This window comes from Psychrobacillus sp. FSL K6-2843 (assembly GCF_038626375.1).
GTDB lineage: Bacteria > Bacillota > Bacilli > Bacillales_A > Planococcaceae > Psychrobacillus > Psychrobacillus faecigallinarum.
The window spans coordinates 2747813-2772757 of record NZ_CP152021.1; the positions used below are offsets into that span (position 1 = coordinate 2747813).

Consider the following 24945-nt stretch of genomic DNA (forward strand, 5'->3'; position numbering starts at 1 on the left):
CATCTATAAAACCTTTTAATAATTCATGCATATAAGTCAGTCACATCTTTCTGTAGCGTACTTATGTAACAAAAGATCATTTATTTTGTTCACAACGATTCAACCAATCGGTTAAATAAGCATTAAATAGAACAGGCCTTTCAATTTGTAAATTATGACCAGCCCCACTTAAAATTGCAAAGGATGCGCTAGGAAAATTTTCTTTTAAGTCTAGTGCATCCTGATAACCTACCACGTCATCCTGCCTTCCAAGTAAAAACACAGCAGGATTATTAAATTGTGGCTCTTCAAACCAATTACTAAAGGCATAGTTACCGGCGATTTTCTGTAAAAACGCTACATCCCCTCGCTTCATTCCTGCAATAACCTCTTCAGTCCATCGATTAAATGTTAGTTCGTTTAATACTACACAGTTATTCTCGAACTCTTTTTGTATATTACGAGACAATTTTTTAAAGAAACATTCGTCTCTTTCTGCTATATTTTTAACAGGAAGTGTCCTTTGATCATGGTTTGCATTAATAACAGGACAAATAAAGAAAGCACCTAGAATAGGAAACCTATTTTTGGCAATAACTCCACGAGCTAAATAGCCACCGTATGACTCCCCTGCAATTAAAAATGGCTCATTTTGCATTTCCTTCTCTATAAAACCAATAACTACTTCCATTAAATCATCTGTATTATTTAGATGAGCAAATTGTTTTGATTTTCCCATCCCCGGTAAATCTATGTATATTCTTTTATAAGATCTTCTAGTTTTTTGAAAAAACGGCTCCATGCAACCCTTCATCAGCTCCATATCTGGTGAAAATCCATGAAGCATTAAAATAGGAGTGCCTTCTCCGTATATTTCATAGTAAACTTCTACATCATTTACAGTTGTATACATTTAATTGTCCTCCTCTTTTACTGACAAGCACCAAGTGGATTACCATCCGGATCAAAAAACGTAAAGTATTTCTTTTCCTCATCACCTCCAAGGGGTTTTACTGCAATTCCTTTGTTTTTTAGCTCATCGTAAAGTTTCTCAATATTTTTTGGTATAAAGTTAACATATTTCCCCACTCCAAAATTATTGGAAGGAAATTTCATAGGCGTATAATTTTCTACTTTAACTAAACAAACGACAGTCGGTGAATTATTCGATATTTTCATGACAGCTGCTTCTTCTTCAATATAATTTAACTTAAATCCTAGAACGGTTTCATACCATTGTGCTGAAACAGCTGGATTCTTCACAGGAATAAAAATTCCCTCTACTCCATTTAATAACGATGTTCCCAATATGTGTCCTCCTACCTTTATATATTATGTATTTACTATTCGATGTCTTTCCAGATTTTCCTTTAATAATTAATAATTTCCCATTAACAAACTAAATTACTATTTTCATCTATTTCCCCAAAGATTATTTTCAAAAAGAAAACCTTGAAGCTAAATCAGCTTCAAGGTTTTTAGTTCTTTTCCATATTCTCGATTAAGTCCAATAATCTTTGTCTTTTATCATCGGCTTCCTCATGAATAATTTTAAAATCATATCCTGTCTTATCTTCGTTAATAGAAATCTCTAAAAGATCTCCTTCTTTTGCGTCGATTGTAAACTTCTCTTTTAAAATAACTAGCTTATCAGCTTTATCATTTTTCCCAAAAAGAATAACAAAAAAATCATCGAAATGATTTAGTATATATTTTTTCGCTTCCATGTTTACTAACCCCCTTTTTTAAAAGCTAATATATTCAAAAATAATAAGAATTTATTTTAATTATTTTAGGTGAAGTGTTCCTAAATCTTATTCTATACTATATAGTTACTTATTTTCACCTATTTTGTCCACTATTTATATAAACTTTTTAAAACGTTCAAAATTTAACCTTTTTAATGAAAAGCATGAAACTTTTTCTATATAACATAAATATTTGGCATGTTTTTAAAAAAGTTGAATAAAAATCGTATAAAAGGCTACTTTTTAACAAAAAAAATTGCTTCCCATTAGTATGAGAAGCAACTTAAATATTATACAAATTTAATCATTTTATAGTTTTTCTTACCTCTTCTAATAATCATAAATTCATCTTCTAATCTGTCCACTTGCCCTACAACATATCCAACTTCTGTAATTTTTTCACCATTTATAGAAATAGCACCATTAGTTACATCTTCACGTGCTTGTCTTTTAGAGGGAGATACAGTTGCTTCTACAATGAAATCAACTATATTTTTTTCATCCTTTGTCATTTCTACCGATGGAACATCCTTAAAAGCATCCTTCATTTCTTCCGCTGTAAGCGCCTTTAGGTTTCCACTAAACAATGCTTGAGAAATTCTCACCGCTTGATCCAACGCCTCTTGACCATGTATCAAGCGAGTCATTTCTTCTGCTAAAGTCATTTGAGCTTTACGTAAATGTGGCTCATTTTGTACAGTTACTTCTAATCCTTCGATTTCCTCTCTCTCAAGGAAAGTAAAAATTTTCAAGTATTTAATAACATCTGAATCGGCTGTATTTATCCAAAATTGGTAGAACTCATATGGAGATGTTTTTTGTGCATCTAACCATACTGAACCTGAAGCTGATTTACCAAATTTAGTACCATCTGCTTTAGTCACTAAAGGAATCGTAATACCAAATGCCTTTGTTTCTTCCTCATGTGTTTTACGAATTATTTCTAAACCAGTCGTAATATTGCCCCATTGATCTGATCCACCGACTTGAACTCGGCAGCCATAATGATTGAATAAGTGATTAAAATCGATTCCTTGAATTAATGTATAGGCAAACTCTGTAAAGGAAAGTCCTGAGTCTAAGCGTGAAGCAATAGAATCCTTCCCTAGCATATAATTGATATTAATAAGCTTTCCATAATCTCTTAAAAATTCGATAACAGACATAGGCCCAATCCATTCGCGATTGTTTACCATCTGTGCTCCATTTTCAGATTGGAAATCAAAAATACGTTCCATTTGCTTTTTAATCCCTTGAACATTTAAATCAATTTGTTCGGTAGTTTGTAGTTGTCTTTCTTCTGAACGACCAGACGGGTCACCAATCATTCCAGTAGCTCCGCCGACTAAAAGAATTGGACGATGACCATGCATTTGAAATCTGCGAAGTGTTAATAACGGAACAATGTGACCAATATGCATACTGTCTGCAGTTGGGTCAACTCCACAATATAAGGATACTTTTTCAGTGGATAGAAGCTCATCCATTCCTTCTGCATCAGTTTGCTGATACAAAAGTCCTCTCCATTGCAGGTCTTCAATTAATGAGTTTGTCATTTTTGTCTCCTCCTTATTATTGGAAAAGGCAGTACTGATTTATTGCCAAAAAACAAAAAGTCCCTGCATGATAAAAATCATGCAGGGACGCTTATTAGTTAGCGCGGTACCACCCAGCTTGAAGGAACAATCCTTCCGCTTTTTCACATGTAACGTTGTGACGACGTATAACTCCAAGCCTGTAATTCGCATCTTAACCACCGACTAACTTTCACCAACCGTTAGCTCTCTAAACAGTATGTATAAGCACTACTTCGGACTTTTCTTCGTTAAATGTTATACCTATTTTACCTAATTTGAATCGTATGTCAATAACTATCGTCTATAATATAGGACTATGATATAATATTGTTGATTTGGAGGTCGAGAAATTAATGAATAAATGGATGGAGAAATTCCACTTATATAAAGAGAAAGTAGATGCTTGGCAATCAACCAAATGGGCAAGAAGATTGCGTATATCTTCAAGTGTAGTGTGGAACTTATGCTTAATATTTTTAGTAGTTGGTCTAACACTTGGAATATTTGCCGCTTCTGTTGGTGCAGGTTATTTTACTTCTTTAATAAAGGATGAACCTTTACGAGAAAAAGAAAAAATGCGAGCTGCTGTGTTTAATTATGAAGAAACCTCAGAAATATACTTCGCTGGAGATGTCTACTTAGGGAAACTTAGAACAGATTTAGAAAGAACTGAAACAAAATTATCGAATGTCTCCCCATATGTCATTGATGCTGTCCTAGCTACAGAGGATGAATATTTTAAAGTTCATAATGGAATAGTTCCTAAAGCAATCATCCGTGGTCTATTACAAGACATGACAAACTCAGATACGCAAACAGGTGGTTCAACACTTACTCAACAGCTGATTAAAAATCAAATTTTAACAAACGAAGTTTCTTATGAAAGGAAAGCAAAAGAAATTCTCTTAGCCATGCGATTAGAGGAATTTATGTCTAAGGATGAAATATTAGAAGCCTATCTAAATATCATCCCTTATGGAAGAAACGCTAACGGTCGTAATATTGCTGGTATTGAAACTGCCGCACAGGGAATTTTTAATGTGAAGGCGAAAGACCTTACACTTCCTCAAGCTGCATACATTGCTGGGATTCCCCAAGCCCCATTCAAATATACGCCTTTTAGTAATGGTGGTGTTTTAAAAGAAGGAGAATCGTTACAGCATGGAATTGACCGTATGAAGGTTGTTTTATATCGTATGAAAGAAACAGGTTACATAACTGAAGCTGAATATGAAGCTTCTGTTAACTATGATATTACAAAAGATTTTAGAAGTAAGGAAGCTCTTCCAGAAGAAAAATATCCTTGGCTAACCTTTGAGATTGAAAAGAGAGTACGAGATATTTTAAGCGTTCAGCTAGCTGAAAAGGATGGTGTCGATTTAGAGGCCTTGGAAAACGGTGATCCTCTAATCGAGAAGTACAATATTATGGCTCAACGTGCTGCAAGCACTGGTGGATATCGTATTCATACTACTATCAACAAAGATATGTATGAGAAAATGCTTCAAGTAAGGGACGAATTTGAATCCTATGGTCATACTTATACTAATATTAGTGTGAAGGACCCTACTACTGGAGAAACAATTACAAAAGATTTTCCTGTCCAAGTCGGCAGTATGCTGATTGAAAACGGAACCGGTAGGATTCTTTCCTTCCTAGGTGGACGTGATTATAATGTAGAGCAATATAATCATGCTACTCAGGCTGTGCGCTCAATGGGTTCTACTATTAAACCATTGGTAGTATATGCACCTGCTCTTGAATACGGTGTTATCGGAGCCGGAAGCCCCCTTGCAGATGTTAAATTTAATATTAATGATAACGGAAACAAATGGGCACCAACTAACTATACAACTGCTCAGGAGTTAGGAATTATTTCAGCTCGACAAGCAGTTACTACCTCCCAAAACTTATCGACCATTAGACTTTACGATCAAATAAAGGATAAAAAGCCAACTGATTTCATGATGAAAATGGGCTTCAAAAGCATTGAAGAAGATGAATATGCTAACCTTGCACTTTCTATTGGTGGTATGAAAAAAGGAGCTTCTATAGAAGAAACTACAAATGCATATGGAACTTTTGCTAATAATGGTCAGTTCATTGATGCATATATGATTGAAAAGATAGAAGATGTTGAAGGGAATCTTATTTACCAGCACAAAGTAGAGCCTGTCGATGTTTTTAGTCCACAGACAGCTTACATTATGACTGATATTTTAAGAGATGTTATGACACAAGGTACAGCTAAATTAGCAAATTCTCGTCTAAAATTCCAATCAGATTTTGGAGCAAAAACTGGTACAACACAAGGACACAGTGATTCGTGGCTAATAGGCTATAACCCTAATGTTTCCTTAGGTGTCTGGCTAGGTTATGACGAGCAAAAGCTTACGCTATTCCATATGAACAACCGTTATGGACACCCAAGCGTTCGTATTAATACACTTTGGTCCAATATGATGAATGCAATGTACGATATCAACCCGGAGCTTGTGGATGCACCAAACGCTTTCAAAGCACCTGATGGTGTGGTATCTAGGTCATTCTGTGGTATTTCTGGTCTATCACCTTCTACTGCATGTGAACAAGCAGGTCTTGTGAAATCTGACTTATTTAATGCAAAGGTGATGTTGCCTACTCAGGCTGATGATAGTTTAGTATCATCGTCTTACGTAGTCATAAACGGTAGTAAGTACCGTTCATTGGACTCTACTCCAAGTGAATTTGTTGTTGCAGGTGGACATGGAGTAAGTGAGAGCTTTATAAAACGAATGCTTGGTCGCTTTGGTGGGGACGCTAGTAAGCTATTCCCGAACGACTCATCATTTGCTAGCAATGTCGTATCAGAAAAAGTATTTGAGGCAGACGGTGCTCCACCAGCTCCAGTTGTCACCTCTCTTTCAGGAAACACAATGACTTGGACGAAATCAGCTTCTAATGATGTAATTGGTTATCGTGTATATCAAGTGGTGAATGGAAACAGAGTTCTTATAACGACTAAGCTCGAGGCGGAAAACTATAGCCATCAAATTACTTCTCCTGGACAATATGTGGTAGTAACAGTAGATATCACTGGTCTACAGTCTGGCGCTTCTAATATAAGTACTTTGAATGCGCCAGACCCAGTAATCCCAGTTCTTCCTCCCGAGGAGCCAGTGGGAGAAGAGCCTGAACAGCCTGCCCCTGGTGATGGTAATGGTGGCGGAAGTGATGTAATTATCACTCCTCCAGTAGAGCCAACTACACCAGAAGAGTCTACTCCGTAACTAATAAAGAAGAAGGCGGTGACAAAAGTCACCGCCTTCTTTATATACTCACATCTTTAGAACGTTAAAAACGACGTGTGAGGATGGGGAAGTTCTATCTCTCCCCCTATTAAAAAATCGATTAATATTACTTTTTTATTTTTCTCCAAATCAATATTGCATTAAGTAGTATAATACCAATCGAAACCCCAAAATTTGGTCTAATAAAAGTTCACAAGTTCAAAATTAACCATATAACTACTCAACGCAAGAACCAGTTGATGCTCGATCGCTCTGTAGAAAGAACAGAACAGGAAAATAGACTTCCCATCACCTAATCATAATAAAAGCCCTACCTCAATAAATCACTGAATTGAGGAAAGGGCTTTTCATTATTGAATCAAATTCAGGAACTGTCGTGTCCGCTCTTCTTTAGGATTTGTGAACATCTCGGACGGCTGGCTTCGTTCGACGACCTTCCCTTGATCCATAAAGATAACTTCAGATGCTACATCGTTTGCAAACCGCATTTCATGGGTAACTACGACCATGGTAATGCCCGTCCCTGCGAGATCTTTCATGACCTGCAGTACTTCCCCTACGAGCTCGGGATCCAGTGCAGAAGTCGGTTCATCGAAAAGCATTACTTTTGGCTCCAACGCAAGAGCTCTGGCAATCCCTACACGCTGCTGCTGTCCGCCAGAAAGCTGATGAGGATAATAGTCAAGCTTGTCTCCAAGCCCTACTTTAGTCAATAGTTGTGCTGCTTTTTGGCGGGCTTCTTCTTTTGATTTCTGCTGCACGATCATCGGTCCTTCCATGACGTTCTGAAGTGCCGTCATATGAGGGAAAAGATTGTAGTGCTGGAAAACCATTGCTGATTTTCTTCTGAAAAAATCAACTTCTTTCTTAGGTACAGGTTTGGAAAAATCAATCGTTTGGCCGTCAATGGAAATGCTTCCAGCCGAAGGGACTTCCAGTATATTCAGACAGCGAAGCAAAGTCGTTTTTCCAGAACCTGAAGGTCCGATGACAACGACCACTTTACCTTGATCGATTTCCAGGTCGATTCCCTTCAAAACTTCAAGGTCGCCAAATCGTTTGTGCAGTCCATTAATTTTTATCAATCCTATTCTCCTTTCTACTTCATCCGTTAAATAGATTTATTTCATTACGTAGCGATCGAATCGATTTTCCAATCGACCTTGGACAAGCGAAAGTAAGAAACAGATGATCCAATACAGGATAGCAACCTCAGTATAAAGTAATAGGACCTCATAGTTGAATGCCGCAATCTCTTGCGCTCTTCTAAACATTTCGGTTACTAGAATAGCAGATGCCAAAGAAGTATCTTTCACCAGGCCGATGAATGTATTCGAAAGAGGCGGGATGGATACTCGTGTAGCCTGAGGCAAAATCACTCGGCGCAATGTCTGGGAATAAGTCATCCCTATCATTTGTGCAGCTTCCCACTGCCCTTTAGGGATAGATAGGATAGCCGCACGGATCACTTCAGAAGCGTATGCCCCCACATTCAATGAAAACCCAATAACAGCGGCTGGGAACGGGTCAATGACAACCCCAACTGATCCCAAACCATAAAATAGAATAAACAACTGTACCAATAAAGGCGTTCCCCGAATGGCGGAGACATAAATGCGTGCAATCCATTGGAACGGTTTGATGGTTGATATTCTAGCCAACGCTGTAAGAATTGCTAGTACAAGTCCACAAACGAATGTAATTAGCGTCAATGGGAGCGTATATACAACAGCACCCTCCAGCAGAGGGAGGAGAGAAGATTGAGCAATATCTATATAGCGCTCCACTTTATCAGGATCATTCCAAAACATTTTCGCCGAACCATTTCTCAGAAATTTCGTTGTACGTGCCATCTTCGATCATTTCGTTCAATGCTTTGTTTACAGCTTCCACTAGTGTTTCGCTTCCTTTACGGAACATCAAACCACTTTGTGCAGCATCGTCAGCTTCTGCTACAATCTTGATATTTGCTTCAGGTTTTTGTTTTTGGTAATCAAGTACAGTTAATTTATCGTTGATGGTTACATCTACACGGTTTGAATTCAACAATTCAATAGCTTGAATGAACCCGTCAATGCCAACTAATTCAGCCCCATATGACTTCGCTATTTCACCGTAGTTGCTTGTAAGGGATTGAGCAGATTTCAAGCCTTTAATATCTTCAAATGCTTTAACGTCATTGTTGTTTGCTTGTGTTACCAATACTGCAGATGATGAAATATATGGGTCAGAGAAATCATATTTTTCTTGGCGTTCTGGTTTAATTCCCACTTGGTTGGCAATCATATCGAAACGTTCTGAATCTAGACCCGGGAACATTGCATCCCACTGTGTTTCCATGAATTTTGCCTTTACGCCAAGGCGTGAAGCAATTTCTTCTACAATCTCAACGTCAAACCCAGTCAACTTACCAGACTCATCATGGAATGTGAAAGGTGCGTATGTTCCTTCAGTACCGACCAATAGCTCACTGCTGTTTTTTACCTTCGCTAGCAGATCCCCATCAGCATTGCCCGATTCGTTTTGATTTCCATTTCCGCCTTCGTTTCCGTTCTCTTTGCCGTTGCATGCCGCTAACACTAGCACAGCAGAAATAATCAATAATAGCAAATAGCTAAATTTTTTCATGTCATGATTCCTCCTAATTCAGATAAACATACTTGGTAATCATTATCTTAATACATGGATACCCACGAGTCAAAACAATTATCTCCAAGTATTAATACCCAAATCATTAAGAATTATCACATATATTTCAATCGTTTATAATATAGTAGAAGGTCTAATTATCGCAATAAATTTGAAAACATTGTTATTATAACCAAGACCACTAATTTCTGAACGTTTAATACTAAGCTTTCCTACCAGAGTACATCCTTATTTTCTTTAGTTGGGTAATTTCAAGAGATTGTTTTTTGATTTCGCGATGAGAGCACAAAATAAAAATTTTTGTTCAATAATTTACACATATTATTTATCACAATCGAAAAAAACTTCTTCAACTAAACTATCGCTTTAGTTTAAGTGTAACATTTCACAATGGATTTCTTCTGAGGTCCACTGGATGATTAGATAAAAAATAGACCCTCATAAAATGATGATCTTGTTTTGCTAAAGCACTCGTTAGCTTAAGTACATTTCTTCACAAACTAAAAAAATAGAAAGTAACAATTTTTTACACTGCTTATTTGATTTCTTCAGCCAACTCCAAAATAATTCCCTCTGGACCACGAACGTAGCATAATTTATAACTTTCTTCATATCGCTGTATCTCACTAAATATTTCCGTACCCTTCTTTTTCAATTTAGCAACAACAGCTTCAATATCTTCAACAGTAAATGCAATATGACGGATACCAAGGGTATTAGCAAAGGTTTGCTGAATATCTTTTTCATCTGACGGTGAATAAAATTTGATTAGCTCTATCCATGTCTGACCGTCTGATGTTCCCATGCCTACACACGCTACTTTAGCGTCATTAAGCCTAACTGCATATCCCATCAACTCTCCTTCCATTTCCCATTCCCCTTTCACCTCAAGTCCAAAATCGAGAAAAAACTCTTTAGTGGCAGAGAGATCATTTACGATTACACCAACATGATCTATTTTTTGGATTTTCAAATTTAATGCCTCCTAAATTCATGTTATCTTGCATGATCCTGTATTGAAATTCTAGTATTAACAAAGGGATGATTAAAATAGTAAGATACTAGCATTGCCCGTGATAAAAAGAATCATTTCACTAATTTTGCATTAAATTATTTTTATATTCTTACTCATCTCCCCAACAGTATCAACTGGGGCTATTCATCTACTTTTCACCTATTTTTAATAAATGTTTCTCTTTGATTATTGAACAATACTGACCGTTAGTACAATAAGAAAAAAGGCTTTACATTTCTTAAAGTAAAGCAATCGGTAGTTGAGTAATCAGGAGATTAAGTCAAATAACCTATTCAATGAGTTTAGAACAGGAAGAAGAGGTAACAAAACAGCAAAAACAATATTACTTTCTAAGACTGCTTTCCATAATTTTAATCCATTTAGAACCTTATAAATCAACAAAAATCCTGAAATAGTAACAAAAGAAAACAACAGCCATAAAAATTCCTTTTGTCTATTTACTGCATATTCAATTTCATCAATTTTCCAAGTGTCATCCTCAGAAAAGAGCAGAGTTATTATATGTTTTTCAACTCCTAAGAAATTGAATGATTTTAGCGAAACATAATCTTTTTTAATTTCTTCAATATCATATCCATTTGGTAAAAATGAAAGTTTATACACCATAAGATAGGAAACATAAAAAAGAGTACTTACAATTAATAAAAATGCTAAAATTTTTTTAATATTCATTGATCAACCACCTTAAATTCCTCCACATTACCATAAAAACCTGAATGTTAAAGGCAATAGCCTCTTCTTAAAGTAAAGCTCCCAATAGTTTAATAAGCAACTGTAACTCTGTTCCACATAATCTTCATTATGTACGACAAAAAAGCCAACACCATGTGCCAGCTTCCTCATTCGGTTTATTGTGAGTTACTTAATGTTTAGAATAAATTATTTTATTGCACTTTCATCCATGTAAAAAAGCTCCCAAAGATGACCGTCAATATCCTCAAAACTCCATCCATACATAAATTCATGGTCTTGTGGTTCCATTGAAATTTTCCCGCCTGCTTCTAATGCCTTGTTTACAATCGCAACGACTTTTTCTTTACTATCAACAGATAGTGCCAAGATTGCTTCATTACTTCTTGTAGAATCGGCGATTTCTTTTTTCGTAAAAGTCTTAAAATGTTCTTCAACTAACAACATAGCAAATATATTATCACTAATAATCATGCTTGCTGCAAATTCATTGGTAAACTGGGAATTGAATTCAAACCCCAATTTAGAAAAAAATTCCTTAGTCTATTTTAAATCTTTTACTGCTAAATTTACGAATATCTTATCAGCCTGAAACCCCATATTACTCACCTCTACTATAGTATTGTCATTCACACTATAGTTCTCTATTTCATAAATGAATTCCTTCAAAGAATAAAATTATTATACAGAATCTGTTAAGCAACATATGAAGCTGGATTTCTTTTATTCAACTGATTGCATATCTAACTCTAAATTCTTTTTCTGTATCTTTAAAGGAATAAAAGAAATAAACTTGCCTATCAGGCTAACAGTCTGATGGTAGTTAATATCTATATCAGGGCCCTATTCTTGAATAATATATTTAAAGAAAATCGTATTAAACTGAGGGAGTTGAAGCAGAACATTTTATATTGACAAAGTTAAATTAATCTATAATATAATATATAATTAATATTTGCATAACGAAGATTTGTTTAAAACATTTCGGGATATAAGAATAAAGGCTATGATAAGAAATAGTAGCAATCATGCAAACAGACAGAAAGTTACCGGTTGATGAGAGGTGCATGTTGAACGATTGTGAATTCATCTTGGAGCAGTGTACTGAATAGGATTCCTTAGTAGGCTACACCGGCTTAGCACCCGTAATCATGTGCTAAAGTATCGTCAGATGACTGTACTTACAAAGGTAAGCAATATGAGTTGCTTATGCATTAAAGGTGGTAACACGAGTTGAATCGTCCTTTTGGTTAATCCAAAAGGGCGTTTTTTTATACTTTGTTTTTTATATCCTTGCAATATTAGAAATAATATTTTAAGGAGGAATAATGATTGAGTAAAGGTAATCAAAATCAGAGACTTCAACGGGGTTTAGATAATAGGCATATCCAGTTAATTGCACTTGGAGGTGCAATTGGAGTTGGATTGTTCTATGGTTCGAGTGCAACCATTCAAATGGCTGGTCCATCCATTTTGTTCTCATATTTAGTCGGAGGCTTAGTTATTTTTACCATTATGAGAGCACTTGGGGAAATGGCTGTGGACGAACCGGTTTCTGGTTCATTTAGTTCATATGCACATCGATATTTAGGGGCGTTTGCAGGTTACTTAACTGGCTGGACCTATTGGTTTATGTGGGTTGTCGTTGGGATGGCAGAAATAACGGTGACTGGTGTTTATGTGAATTACTGGTTTCCTGATATTCCACAGTGGCTGGTAGCACTGGCTGTACTTATCGTAATTACACTGATAAACCTTGCTAATGTAAAAGCATATGGAGAGTTTGAATTCTGGTTTGCACTGATTAAAGTTGTAGCCATTATCGGAATGATTCTCCTTGGACTAGGAATCATCTTCCTGGGAATCGGGAACGGAGGACAGCCAATCGGTTTGGACAATCTTTGGATTCATGGAGGGTTCATGCCAAATGGAATCAACGGTATTGTAATGTCCTTGGTCCTCGTGATGTTTTCATTTGGAGGGGTAGAATTAGTTGGAATTACGGCAGGGGAAGCGAAAAATCCTCAAAAATCAATTCCGTTGGCCATCAACAATGTTATCTGGAGGATATTAATTTTTTATATTGGTGCATTAGGAGTCATGATGGCTATATATCCCTGGAATGAGGTAGGCACAAATGGGAGCCCATTTGTTTTAATTTTTGAAAAGGTAGGAATTCCTGGTGCTGCGCATATAATTAATTTTGTTGTCATAACAGCAGCATTATCTGCTTTTAATAGTGGGTTATTCGCTTCTGGCAGAATGTTACACAATTTATCAATGCAAAATAACGGTCCGAAATATTTCGGAAAGCTTAGCAAAAATGGTAGTCCAAGACGTGGAATCCTGTTCTCTTCATTGTTTTTATTAGTCGCAGTAGTTTTGAATTATATTGTTCCTGAAAAAGTGTTTTTGTATATTTCTGCTGTTGCCACGGTTGCGGTTATTACCAGCTGGACGATTATCCTGATTGCCCAACTAAAATTCAGACAATCAAAAACAAAAAAAGAAATAGAAAAACTAGCATTTAAAATGCCGTTATATCCAATTTCAACCTATCTAGCATTAACATTTTTAGCGCTTGTTATTGTCTTAATTGGATTTATTGAGGACATGCGAATAGCATTAGTTGTAGCACCTATATGGTTTTTGATTCTATATATAGGATATAAAATCAAAAAAAAAGATTTTACAGAAGGTTCCATTGAAAGTGAGATTGTTGAATAAACCTCTTTTCTAGAACTCAAAACCAAATAACACCCGTATGTGACTAAATATACATAAACAAACGGATGCATTAGTTCAACAAGAAGCAACTGATTTTATTAGGGCTTAGATCATATTTTGGTTATTCCACTAATGGGAGCGATTGTTGAGCAGCACATTTATAAAATGATTAAACTTTACTTATAATACAGATATTTAAAATATGCAAGAGAAGAATCTATTTTGATCAAACTTTCTTTCAAAATGGATTCTTCTTGTTTACAGTAAAATATGGGTTCGTGGATATTTTTGATTAAACTTTATTACAAAGTAACAGGTTTTGTTTTCGTATAATTCAGTCGTGATGTAAAAAAACTGTTTAGATTTCCTAACCATTTTTTATTTTGCTATTGAAATTTTGATGTACATTTTTTACTAAGCACCCCTTAGTAAAAGAAATTAGCATCAACTCTTGTTTTTATCATCTCTCTTTTTATATTTCTCAAGCACATCATCAATTGTTAAACTTTCATTTACTCTTTCATTTACCCTTTCCTCGTATTCTTTTTCAAGTAATTTCCCAATTATTGAACTGTTAATTCCTTTTGTAACTGCGGCCTGAATTACAAAATAAAGTATCGAAAATCCCTAGGGAAAACACAATTAACTCCATAACTGAAAACACCTTCCAAATAAATATATTAGATATTGAAGCTAAGCCATTCAACTAAACTTGCGTTAATTTCAGTGTAACATTTCACAAACTATACCACCCCACAAAAAATCAATCCTGACCTTTAACATAGCCATTTTTATGTAAATGTTATTTATATCATTCATAAAAAAAGCCGTAGCATTTTTTTCAATGCTACGACCTTTATTATCAATCTTCCATCGTAGATAAGTCGCCAGTCGGAAGTTGTAATTCCCAAGCCTTTAAAACTCGGCGCATTATCTTACCACTTCTAGTTTTAGGAAGCTTATCCTTAAACTCAATTTCTCTTGGAGCCGCATGAGCAGCAAGACCCTTCTTCACAAATTGTTGAATTTCTTCAATCAGTTCATCAGAAGGCTCATACCCTTCATTTAAAGCAACAAACGCTTTAATAATCTCTCCACGCACTGGATCTGGCTTACCTATTACACCTGCTTCTAGAATAGCAGGATGCTCTAATAATTTACTTTCCACTTCAAATGGCCCAACTCGCTCACCAGAAGTCATAATTACATCATCCACTCTACCTTGGAACCAAAAGTAGCCATCATCATCCATATAGGCAGAGTCACCTGAGAAGTACCACTCATCATTAATAAAGTAGGATTCAAATTTTTCTTGGTTTTTCCAAACTTGACGCATCATAGATGGCCAGCCTTTTTTGATAGCCAAGTTACCCATTGTAAATGGCGGAACTTCCACGCCATTGTTATCAATAATAGCAGCTTTTACACCTGGTAATGGTTTACCCATAGAGCCCGGCTTAATAGGAAGGCAGCCATAGTTACAAATCATTTGAGCACCTGTTTCTGTCATCCACCAAGTATCATGAATTCGCTTATTGAACACCTGCATGCCCCACTTAATAACTTCAGGGTTTAGTGGCTCACCAACCGATAATACATGGCGTAGGGAGGTAAGATCATACTTCTTCACGATACCATCCCCTGCCCCCATTAACATACGAAATGCAGTTGGAGCACTGTACCAAACAGTAATCTTATATTCTTCTATTGCTTTATACCAAGCATCTGGTGAAAAACGTCCACCTAAAATAAGTGAAGTTGTTCCTGCTAGCCAAGGGCCAAAAATTCCATAGGATGTTCCAGTAACCCACCCAGGGTCAGCTGTACACCAATATATATCATCATCTCTTATATCCATAACCCATTTCATGGATTGGTATTGTTGTACCATCGCATAATGAACGTGTAAAATTCCTTTTGGCTTCCCGGTGGAGCCAGAAGTATAATGTAAAATTAGTCCGTCTTCCTTATCTACCCACTCGATTTCAAAAGCATCAGATGCATTTTTTAGAGCCTTATTAAAATCTATAAACTTATCATCTTCTTTAATATTGTCTCCTACTAAGAAAACAGTTTCTAAATCTGGTAGGCGATCCAATGGTATTCTTCCTAGCAAGTCAGGTGTGGTTACAATGGCCTTTGCCTCACTATCAAGAAGACGATCATATACTGCCCCCTCCATAAAGGCTTCAAACAATGGGCCAACGATTGTTCCCATTTTTACTGCTCCTAACAACGCAAAATATAACTCCGGAGATCTTGGCATAAAGATGAAAAGACGATCTCCTTTTGCTAGGTTAGAGTGCTCTTTGTAAACGTTTGCAGCTTTATCAGTCCAAGTTTTCATATCACCGAAAGTATACGACTCCTTACGATCAGCATCTTGATAGTAAAGGGCAACTTTGTCCTTTTTATCTGATTTTGCGTGACGATCAATCGCTTCGTATGCCATATTTACCTTCCCTGTTTCATACCAAGTAAAAGTCTTTTCGGCTTCTTCCCATTGGAAATCTCGTGCAGTAGCATCATAGTCCTTTAATTGATACTCCTCTTGTACTACAGGTAGCGCTTCGATTTTCATCCCATTCACCCTTTCTATAAATATACACTCTTATATTCTACAATACTCTCATTAAATAATGCTAATGTTTTTACTTTTTAGAATCTTTTGTTACAGTTTTATAGAATTCCCTTTCTTCATAAAAAATCATGTATAATAGTGGCAACTGTTACTAAATTATAGGTGGTGAATATGTGGAACACAAAAAAGTTTTTAATTCGATAGAGAAAGAAACGAAACATGGCACTATCGTTATTGAAGGACCGGTACCATCTGAAGATTTAGCAAATCTGACTTTCCATGAAGAGTTAATAGCGTTCCGTAATCCTGCACAACAGCATAAGGCAATTATCGAAATTGCAAAATTACCCGAAGGCAGGATTATCATTGTCAGAGATAAGAATATGATTGTCGGATACTGTACGTTCCTCCATCCAGATCCACTAGAAAGATGGTCCCAAGGGAATATGGAAAATTTGATAGAATTAGGTGCTATTGAAGTCATTCCAAAATTTCGTGGAACCGGAGTTGGAAAAGAATTACTTCGTGTGTCAATGATGGATGACGCAATGGAGGATTACATTACGATCACGACTGAGTATTACTGGCATTGGGACTTAAAGGGAACTGGTTTAAATGTATGGGAGTATCGAAAGATGATGGAGAAAATGATGATGGCCGGAGGGCTTGAATATTACGCTACTGACGATCCAGAGATTAGCTCACATCCTGCCAATTGCTTGATGGCCAAAATTGGAAGTCGAGTTGACAATGAATCCATTCAGCAATTTGATCAGCTGCGCTTTATGAACCGTTTTATGTACTAACAAAGATGTTTTAAATTTCTTATAAAGGGGTTTGGTTTTATGCTTGTAGAAGAAATCATGAATACATCAGTACCTACTTTAACACCATCACATACAATAAATGATGCTTTAAAAGTTTTAAAAGAACAACGTATTAGGCATATACCAATTATTAACGAGGAACGTGAAGTACTAGGGGTGGTAACTGATCGTGACTTAAAGGAAGCAACCCCCTCCTCCCTTCAAGTTATACAAGATGCGGATGTTTTAAATATGCCATTAGAAAAAATTATGACTAAGAATCCTATAACAGGACATCCGCTAGATTTCGTGGAAGAAACCGCATGTATTTTTTACGACAATCGAATTGGCTGCCTGCCTATCACAAGCCAAGGAAAGTTAGTCGGCATGATTACAGAATCTGATCTTCTTTATAAATTTATAGAGTTAACTGGTGTCCACCAGCCGGGATCCCAAATGGAAATAAGAGTGCCCAACCGACCTGGCGTCTTATTTGAAATATCCAAAGTATTTTATGAGCAAAAAATGAATTTACTTAGTGTATTGGTATATCCTGATAAAAACGATAGTGAGTATAAAATTTTAGTACTACGCGTTAAAACGATGAATACTCTTAAATTAGTGCAGGCAGTAAAAGATGCTGGGTTTGAAGTTTTATGGCCAAGTCAACCGGGATTGATTGTATGAAAAAGAATGCCGTCTTTATCTTTTCAGAGAATCAGCTTGGTTATAAATTTTCCGATACACATCCCTTTAACCAAAAACGTCTGACACTTACTGTAGACCTTCTAAAGGAAATGAATGCATTATCATCTTCAGAGATCGTTGCACCTCGCATAGCCACTGATGAAGAACTGAGTCTAGTGCACGACCCTAGCTATATTGATATAGTAAAAAAAGCTAGCCTCGAAACTGGTGATACCTCTAAATACGAGAGTTATGGGATAGGTACGGAAGACACTCCCATTTTCCCTCATATGCATGAGGCAAGCGCTAGTTTAGTTGGGGGCACCTTAACTGCCGTTGATTATGTTATGGAGGGAAAATCGACGCATGCAATAAATTTAGGTGGTGGGTTACACCATGGCTTCAAAGGCAGAGCATCTGGGTTTTGTGTGTATAATGATAGTTCTGTTGCTATCAAGTATATGCAAGAAAAATTTAATGCTCGTGTTCTTTACATAGATACGGATGCTCACCACGGTGATGGAGTACAATGGAGCTTCTACGACGATCCAAATGTTTGCACTATTTCCATTCATGAAACTGGAAGATATCTCTTCCCCGGAACAGGTAATATTACTGAGAGAGGGACAGCAGAAGGTTATGGTACTTCTTTTAACTTTCCTATTGATGCCTTCACAGAGGATGAGTCGTTTCTAGATATATATCGTACTAGCTTTACTGAGATTGTAGAGTGGTTTAAGCCAGATGTCATTCTAAGTCAAAATGGTGCAGATGCCCATTATTTTGACCCTCTTACCCATCTGTATGGAACGATGAATATTTATCGGGAAATACCTAAGCTTGCTCATGAATTAGCACATAAATATTGTGATGGTCGATGGATTGCTGTAGGTGGAGGCGGATATGACATTTGGAGAGTTGTCCCAAGAGCCTGGTCTTTGCTTTGGATGGAGATGAATGATATCCAATCTCCAACAGGAGATCTACCAAAAACTTGGATAGAAAAATGGAGTCCAGAATCGCCGGTTCCCTTTATCCCAACTTGGATGGATCCTCATCCTCTCTACGAGCCTATACCTAGAAAAATAGAAATTATGGAAAAGAATAAACAAATGCTCGATAAAGCATTATATCAATTGCGAAGTCAAAAATCATACAAGGATATAGACTAGCTGCTCTTGCACTTGAAAGTCGTTGATCCGGATTTATAAATATTTAGGATAATAGAAGAAGCCCAGCTACCAAAAGGTAGCTGGGCTTCTAAAGTTTTGCCTCTGTAACTATGATTTTTATTTATTGTTGATTAGGTAGCGTAAGATTACAGTATTTTCTCCGACTTTATAAGAAAGACCTAACCAATAAAGTCCTTTCTCTTCCTCAGAAAGATCTATTGTAAACCTTTCTGGGTTATTCTCCCATGCATTTACATCTAACTGTATCTCTTTATTTGTAATAGTTTTGTTAAGTCCAGCTACATCAGGTCTTACTTTTTTACCATCGAACCCTGTAACAAGGTTTTCTACTTCCACTAGGGGACCTTTTAATTCTCCCACATCAACAAATTGAAGGTCAGCAATTAACGTTTTTAAATTTTTTAACTCATTTAATGGAGAAAAATCTGTTATTTCATTCCCAGAAATATCTAGCGTCTCTAAATTTTGTGCGTACTCTATACCTTCAAGAGAACGTACTCTTTTCGATTCACTTGTTAGTGATGTGAGCTTACGCATATCATTAAGCGTAATTTCCTCTTTTAAGCCTAATGTACTTTTAATAGATTCTCGTAAATAATCGTCTTTAATCGTAATTACTTGTGTTAATATTACTTCAACTAAACCTGCTTTTGCTGTTTCTAATGCATTTACCGCTTCATCGACTTCTGTTTGAGTAGCATTTGTATTAGCTAGAACTTCTTCTGCTTTTGCAAGGCTAGCTATTAGAGCATTCATGCTTTCTTTCGTATAGTCTTCTGCATTAATAGCTTTTGCAGTTTCAATAATCACCATTAAATCCTGCATATAAATTCTCTCACTATTAGCGAAATGTAATTTAGCATTACCCCATGTTGCATGATCAGATCCATTTCCATTCCCACCGTCAGTTACGACTAATTTTATTTCTTTTGCTCCAGCTAAATTAACTTCAACAAACTTTTGAGCATCTCTAGAATTCATGAGCCCACTGTCGAATCGCTTCTCACCATCGACAAATACTTGGAATATAACAGAGCCCACAGTGCCATACATTTGACGGTCTACCCCAACAAATGAAGTAAAGTAATCTACATCCTTATTTGTTAAATCATATACAATTGTTGAATTTGAATGTGCTCCAATCCCTTTTTCATAGAAGACTTGACTACCACTCTCATTTGTTAATCTTAAAATGTTATCACTTACTGCTTTATCTTTCTTAGGAGCGGTATAGCTATTCTGTGTGGACTTCCAATCGAAATCTGAAAGATACTTGTAGTCTTCCATGTTTACTACTGAAATTGTTCTCATTTCTGTTACCGTAATATTATCATTATCTGTTACAGTATATTTAATCTCATATTTACCAGTTTTATTGAAGTTAACTTTATCAACTCCTGTAACTTCTACTCGATCAGTCAAATCACCATCTTCCGCATCTACAGCTGAATATTGTCCTTTGATATCGATAGGCTGTCCAACCTTAGTTGCTTCTGATTTAACAGTAATAACTGGTTTACTAGAGTTTTTTGTAAACTTTGCATCCGCCCACACTGTATGGTCAGATCCATTATTTCCAGCATCGGTCGTTACTAGTTTTATTTCTTTAGCTTCAGTTAAAGGAACTCTTATAAATTCACTGTCTGTGTTTGAATTGAAATTATTGCTTATATATTTCTTTTCGCCATCTACCCATACTTCAAATGCTGCAGATGAACCTTTTCCTCTCATGGCTTGATCAATTCCTATATAGCTTTCAAAGAAATCAAATCCCTTACCATCAATGTTATACACGATTTCTGAAATAGCATGTGCGCCGATGCCTTTAGCGTACGTTGCCTCTAGTCCCTGTCTAACAAGACCAATTGTTCCCCCAGATGGTGATTTATCTTTTTTATATCCACCCCATGCTATGTTAGAAGATACAGGATTCATATCAGAAGCGTATTCGAAGTCACTTACTACTGTCACTTGTGTCGTTTTCGTTTCTTTAATATCTTTATTGATTACTTCGTAAACAATCTCATAGTTCCCTTTTTGGGTTGTATTTACATTATTTGATTTAACGACAACATCTTCTGTAATATCTATGCCTTGATAGTCAGATGCCTTCACATAAGACATTGGATCGAAGCTTTGATTTAGTTTAAGTGTCAGATGGTCTTCAACTGAAAGCGTAGGTTTAAATACCTTAATTTCTAATGGCTCTGAGGTATTTAATTTCTTATCATAGGCTACTATTTGATACGTATAATTTTCGTTCGAACTAATATTTTGATCGACAAATGATGCTGTAGAAGTAAATCCAATCATTTTACCATTTCGACTAATTTCATATCCAAGTAAGTCGTCTTTATTAGCTTTGTCCATAACGAAATGAATTGTATTAGTTTTCTTTTCAGTATCACGAACAATGTTTACATCTACTGAAGCACCTTTAGAAAATCCAACACCCTCATATCCTAGTACACTATTATTTAAATACCATACTTTCTTAGGCTTTGGATATTTACTAACTTTTTCTTTTGTTTCCTGGTTCACTGTGAAGCCATGTCTAGCAAAGTGTTCACTTAAATCTTGACCGACTACTTCAGATGAAAGTTCGACTAGATACTGCTGTTTAGCATCTTCCGTAGCAGCTGAGATATCTCTTTCTCTGTATAGCTTATTTAATTCTCCCCAATAATCCTTATGATACATTTCCAATTGCCAGAATACACCCAGTCTTTTGAAGTACCCTTGTGGCTCATATGGACTAGGATTATCATCGAAGATCGTTTTATAGATATCATCTTCATAAGGAATTCGTTGATCTGTTTTTCCATAATATACTGACATTTGCATTGCAATCATATTGTTTGTTGTTTCCCCATAAAGTCGAGCGTTAACATCCATTCTGTGCCCTATTTCATGTGATATTCCCCAGCCATAGCTGTCTGGCACTAACATACTTTCCATAACGTCACCTTGAACACCTATATGATTCGTATATGCATACATATAACCAAATGGCTGTGCTAACCTTATATTCTCACGAATATATTTCGGATCGTTCTTTTCATTACTTCCGTCTAACCCATAAAATTTAAAAATTTCATCCATATAATTATTATAGGATTTTACAGTGTCTAAAGGGTTGTAACCATTCACGGAATAAGTTTGATAGGCGCCAGTTGCTGTCCCAGTGAATACGAGGTGGTCACTCACTACCTCCACCACATCGATCAGCTTTCTATCTTCCACATTTGGATGATTCTGTTTGTCCAAATCCAAACGATTTTTATAATCGATTAAAAAAGCTTTAAACTCCTCTGGATTTGTATCTTTCGTTACAAAAGGTATTCTTTCTCCACCCTCAATACGAATGATTGGTGAAGTCTGTTGTTGTTCTGGCGTATATGGATTATGAATGTAGATTGACCCGCCCTTTGTAACTTCTTGTTTATACCAGCTATCCTGAGGCACTGCGGGTACAGTAATTTCATTTTTTCCCGGTTGTAAATTTACTGTTCTAGCCCAGTTAGCAAAACTTCCTTCCTGTTGAGCGAATACAATTTGTGGTAGTGGCCCATCTGAATCCGCCTCTACATAAACAGTTACTTTATCTCCTGGCAGTGCAGCAATTCCTGTTGGTTGATAATTATTCCCGAAACCAAACTTTAAATTTTGGTTAGCATGACTCATCATATTCCCATGCTGCTCTACTTGAGTGATTCTTCCATCCGTAACGATTTCACCTTTTAGTAGCTGTTTGGCTAAATCTAAACGGTATTTTAAAATACTATATAATGGATGTGCCTTTGCTTCGTTTTCTAACGCATTAATTTTAGCTACCTCATTATATTCAGATGTAAGCTCACTCATTGTATCATCAGTGAAAATATTGTTTATTTTATCTTCTATAGGATCTTCTTTATAGAATGCTATTTCTGACAATGTTGCCCAATTTTGATTTGATTTTTTGAATACAAATTTCACACGTTTAAATTGTGTAGGCACAAATTTGGCTTCCACTAAGCCGCTAATTACATTGTGTTTACCGGTAGACACTAATTGATATGTATCACCTTTAGACGTTTGAGAAGCATAGATATCGAAGTTCTCTGCAAAGCCTTTACGGTCAGATCTTGCCCCATACACGATTCTATTTAACGTTATCAATTCATTAAACTCTAATTCTACCTCATTTGAAAAACTAGCTGTATTCGTTCTATTTGTTTCCCAGTATGTGCTTATGTTCCCATCAATAGCATTCGCGAGGACAGCACTGCTATAATGCCCACCATTATTACGAATGCTTTTTATGTTCTCATTATTCATTTTAAATAGCTCTGTATATGCTACGTTATCATAGTAACCAAAAGCTCTTGTTACCGCTGTGGTTGTCTCTACGTCTTCTTGATTTATTAATACATAGGCATTGGTAAGATCTTCTTTGAACTCGACATCATATAAAGGATGTTCCTTGACGCTATCTTCTAAGATTTTTAATTTTTCTACCGTATTAAACTCAGCTGCTACTCTATTTTTATTGCTATCCGTAAACAACTTTGCCATTTTGTTAGATGAAACATCTTCTTTATAAAATGCTAATTCTGATAGCGTTGCCCAGTTTTGATTTGACTTTTTGAACACAAATTTTATTCGCTTAAAATTTGTAGGTTCAAACTTAGCTTCCACTAATCCAGTAACTAGATTATGTTGTCCATTTGCTACAAGCTGATAAGTATCACCTGTTGATGTTTGAGAGGCATAAATATCAAATTCCTCTGCAAAGCCTTTATTGTCAGGTCTTGCTCCGTACATAATTCTATCTAGAGTAATTGCTTCTTTAAAGGTCACTTCTACTTCGTTAGAAAAACTAGTCGTGTTAGCTCTATTTGTTTCCCAATATGTACTTATATTACCATCCACAGCATTTCCAATCACAGAACTGCTATAGTGACCTCCATTGTTTCTAATGCTAAGAATATTATCGTTATCCATTCTAAATAGTTTTGAATACTCGTTATCCGAATAATATTTAAATTGCTTCGTGGTCGCTATTGTAGATTCTATTTTTTCTTCCGTAATTAAAACTCTAGCATTCTCAATGTCTTCTTTATATTGTTCATATAAAGGATGATTTTGCGCTTCTTTATCTAAGTTATTTAAAGCCTCGACACTACTAAATTCAGCACTTACTTTAGTAAAAGTGCTATCTGTAAATAATGATTTCATACTAGCTCTTACATGGTCTTCTTTATAAAAGCCAAATTCAGCAGCACTTGCCCAATCTTGATTTGCCTTTTTGAATACAAATTTGATTCTCTTAAACTCTGTTGAATCAAATTCGATCTCAATTATATCTCCTGTTGTTCTTTTATATTCTCCTGGAGATACTAATGCAAAGTCATCACCTGTGTCAGTAGAAGAACTATATACCTCAAACTCTTGGGCGAAACCTTTTCCTTGCGCACTTGACTGTCTTGCAGCATAAACTATTCTGTTTAATTCAGTTGAATCCTTGAAGGTGAATATCAACTCATTAGTAAATGCAGTACTATTTGGTTTTCCAGTTTCCCAATGGGTATTTAAATTTCCATCTATCGCATATTCAACAGGAGAGCCAGAATAATTTCCGCCGTTGGTTGTGACGGATGTAATACCCTCTCTCGCTACTTTAAACACTTCGTTATACGCGTTTAAATAACTATTTTCGTACAAGTCAAACTTACTAACAGTTGCCTCTTTCGCTTCCTTTACTTCGAGCTCTACAGCCGTTTTTATTGCATCAGTACTCGATGCCGCCAAAACGTTTACGGCACTTCCCGAATAACTAGCAATTAAGGCAGCCGAGGTTGCAACTACAATCATATTTGACATAGTTTTCTTAGCCTTCTTCATACATTACCTCCTAATGTTTTTTTGTGAAACATGGAAAAAGAACTCTGCCGGGTAAGAAACTATTTTCCCCAAAGACTTACTAAATAAAATGTAAGA

16 protein-coding genes, 1 pseudogene and 2 other annotated features are annotated in these 24945 nt (G+C 36.1%); of the genes and pseudogenes, 5 read left to right on the plus strand and 12 right to left on the minus strand.

Going from position 1 to position 24945, the window contains the following annotated elements:
* Window positions 1-76: 76 nt before the first annotated feature.
* From MKY94_RS13860 to tyrS, 4 genes are all read right to left on the minus strand, one after another.
* Entirely contained in the window at window positions 77-892 is an 816-nt protein-coding gene (locus MKY94_RS13860; RefSeq protein ID WP_342577237.1) for an alpha/beta hydrolase, read from the minus strand.
* Window positions 893-909: 17 nt separating this feature from the next.
* Window positions 910-1287, minus strand: a complete 378-nt coding sequence (locus MKY94_RS13865) for a VOC family protein (protein ID WP_151113496.1) — start codon at window positions 1285-1287, stop codon at window positions 910-912.
* A 170-nt stretch (window positions 1288-1457) separates the two neighbouring features.
* Window positions 1458-1706, minus strand: a complete 249-nt coding sequence (locus tag MKY94_RS13870) for a DUF3006 family protein (protein WP_144535304.1) — start codon at window positions 1704-1706, stop codon at window positions 1458-1460.
* A 311-nt stretch (window positions 1707-2017) separates the two neighbouring features.
* Window positions 2018-3283 (minus strand): tyrosine--tRNA ligase, encoded by a 1266-nt coding sequence (gene tyrS / locus MKY94_RS13875; protein ID WP_342577238.1) that lies wholly within the window; start codon window positions 3281-3283, stop codon window positions 2018-2020.
* An 80-nt stretch (window positions 3284-3363) separates the two neighbouring features.
* Window positions 3364-3559 (minus strand) — a binding site (T-box leader).
* Window positions 3560-3657: 98 nt separating this feature from the next.
* Here tyrS and MKY94_RS13880 point away from each other — a divergent pair.
* Entirely contained in the window at window positions 3658-6573 is a 2916-nt protein-coding gene (locus MKY94_RS13880; protein ID WP_342577239.1) for a transglycosylase domain-containing protein, read from the plus strand.
* A 371-nt stretch (window positions 6574-6944) separates the two neighbouring features.
* On the opposite strand, the gene MKY94_RS13885 is transcribed toward MKY94_RS13880, so the two are convergent.
* The 6 genes and pseudogenes from MKY94_RS13885 to MKY94_RS13910 all read right to left on the minus strand — a co-directional run bounded on the left by MKY94_RS13885 (window position 6945) and on the right by MKY94_RS13910 (window position 11569).
* Window positions 6945-7679, minus strand: a complete 735-nt coding sequence (locus MKY94_RS13885) for an amino acid ABC transporter ATP-binding protein (RefSeq protein ID WP_340844617.1) — start codon at window positions 7677-7679, stop codon at window positions 6945-6947.
* Between the two features lie 36 nt (window positions 7680-7715).
* On the minus strand, window positions 7716-8405 hold the full coding sequence (locus MKY94_RS13890; RefSeq protein ID WP_144535296.1) for an amino acid ABC transporter permease: 690 nt from the start codon (window positions 8403-8405) through the stop codon (window positions 7716-7718).
* Window positions 8392-9222, minus strand: coding sequence for an amino acid ABC transporter substrate-binding protein (locus MKY94_RS13895; RefSeq protein WP_154310324.1), 831 nt, complete (start codon window positions 9220-9222; stop codon window positions 8392-8394). Before MKY94_RS13895 ends, MKY94_RS13890 begins: the two co-directional genes overlap by 14 nt.
* 556 nt (window positions 9223-9778) lie before the next feature.
* Entirely contained in the window at window positions 9779-10216 is a 438-nt protein-coding gene (locus MKY94_RS13900; RefSeq protein WP_342577240.1) for a VOC family protein, read from the minus strand.
* 309 nt (window positions 10217-10525) lie between these two features.
* Window positions 10526-10951, minus strand: a complete 426-nt coding sequence (locus tag MKY94_RS13905) for a hypothetical protein (protein ID WP_154310322.1) — start codon at window positions 10949-10951, stop codon at window positions 10526-10528.
* Between the two features lie 207 nt (window positions 10952-11158).
* Window positions 11159-11569: pseudogene (locus MKY94_RS13910) on the minus strand (VOC family protein).
* Between the two features lie 397 nt (window positions 11570-11966).
* Window positions 11967-12218 (plus strand) — a binding site (T-box leader).
* An 83-nt stretch (window positions 12219-12301) separates the two neighbouring features.
* Between MKY94_RS13910 and MKY94_RS13915 the strand changes: the two are divergent.
* Window positions 12302-13696: an amino acid permease gene (locus MKY94_RS13915; protein WP_342577241.1), complete on the plus strand. Its 1395-nt coding sequence runs from the start codon at window positions 12302-12304 to the stop codon at window positions 13694-13696.
* 862 nt (window positions 13697-14558) lie between these two features.
* Here MKY94_RS13915 and acsA read toward each other — a convergent pair.
* Entirely contained in the window at window positions 14559-16277 is a 1719-nt protein-coding gene (acsA, locus tag MKY94_RS13920) for an acetate--CoA ligase (protein WP_144535283.1), read from the minus strand.
* A gap of 173 nt (window positions 16278-16450) precedes the next feature.
* Between acsA and MKY94_RS13925 the strand changes: the two genes are divergently transcribed.
* The 3 genes from MKY94_RS13925 to MKY94_RS13935 are packed head-to-tail and all read left to right on the plus strand — an operon-like array spanning window position 16451 to window position 18942.
* A complete protein-coding gene (locus MKY94_RS13925; protein ID WP_144535281.1) occupies window positions 16451-17083 on the plus strand; it encodes a GNAT family N-acetyltransferase in 633 nt (210 codons plus the stop codon).
* 39 nt (window positions 17084-17122) lie between these two features.
* Complete coding sequence (locus tag MKY94_RS13930; RefSeq protein WP_144535279.1) at window positions 17123-17770, plus strand: acetoin utilization AcuB family protein; 648 nt, start codon at window positions 17123-17125, stop codon at window positions 17768-17770.
* Complete coding sequence (locus MKY94_RS13935) at window positions 17740-18942, plus strand: acetoin utilization protein AcuC (protein WP_144535277.1); 1203 nt, start codon at window positions 17740-17742, stop codon at window positions 18940-18942. The genes MKY94_RS13930 and MKY94_RS13935 overlap by 31 nt, the downstream gene beginning before the upstream one ends.
* A gap of 117 nt (window positions 18943-19059) precedes the next feature.
* On the opposite strand, the gene MKY94_RS13940 is transcribed toward MKY94_RS13935, so the two are convergent.
* Complete coding sequence (locus tag MKY94_RS13940; RefSeq protein ID WP_342577242.1) at window positions 19060-24849, minus strand: NPCBM/NEW2 domain-containing protein; 5790 nt, start codon at window positions 24847-24849, stop codon at window positions 19060-19062.
* Window positions 24850-24945 lie beyond the last annotated feature (96 nt).

What these genes read in the sequence shown, in the direction of transcription:
- MKY94_RS13860 (WP_342577237.1), bottom strand. Translation starts at nt 892, where the DNA reads ATGTATACAACTGTAAATGATGTAGAAGTTTACTATGAAATATACGGA.
- MKY94_RS13870 (WP_144535304.1), bottom strand. Translation starts at nt 1,706, where the DNA reads ATGGAAGCGAAAAAATATATACTAAATCATTTCGATGATTTTTTTGTT.
- tyrS (WP_342577238.1), bottom strand. Translation starts at nt 3,283, where the DNA reads ATGACAAACTCATTAATTGAAGACCTGCAATGGAGAGGACTTTTGTAT.
- MKY94_RS13880 (WP_342577239.1), top strand. Translation starts at nt 3,658, where the DNA reads ATGAATAAATGGATGGAGAAATTCCACTTATATAAAGAGAAAGTAGAT.
- MKY94_RS13890 (WP_144535296.1), bottom strand. Translation starts at nt 8,405, where the DNA reads ATGTTTTGGAATGATCCTGATAAAGTGGAGCGCTATATAGATATTGCT.
- MKY94_RS13895 (WP_154310324.1), bottom strand. Translation starts at nt 9,222, where the DNA reads ATGAAAAAATTTAGCTATTTGCTATTATTGATTATTTCTGCTGTGCTA.
- MKY94_RS13905 (WP_154310322.1), bottom strand. Translation starts at nt 10,951, where the DNA reads ATGAATATTAAAAAAATTTTAGCATTTTTATTAATTGTAAGTACTCTT.
- acsA (WP_144535283.1), bottom strand. Translation starts at nt 16,277, where the DNA reads ATGAAAATCGAAGCGCTACCTGTAGTACAAGAGGAGTATCAATTAAAG.
- MKY94_RS13930 (WP_144535279.1), top strand. Translation starts at nt 17,123, where the DNA reads ATGCTTGTAGAAGAAATCATGAATACATCAGTACCTACTTTAACACCA.
- MKY94_RS13935 (WP_144535277.1), top strand. Translation starts at nt 17,740, where the DNA reads ATGGCCAAGTCAACCGGGATTGATTGTATGAAAAAGAATGCCGTCTTT.
- MKY94_RS13940 (WP_342577242.1), bottom strand. Translation starts at nt 24,849, where the DNA reads ATGAAGAAGGCTAAGAAAACTATGTCAAATATGATTGTAGTTGCAACC.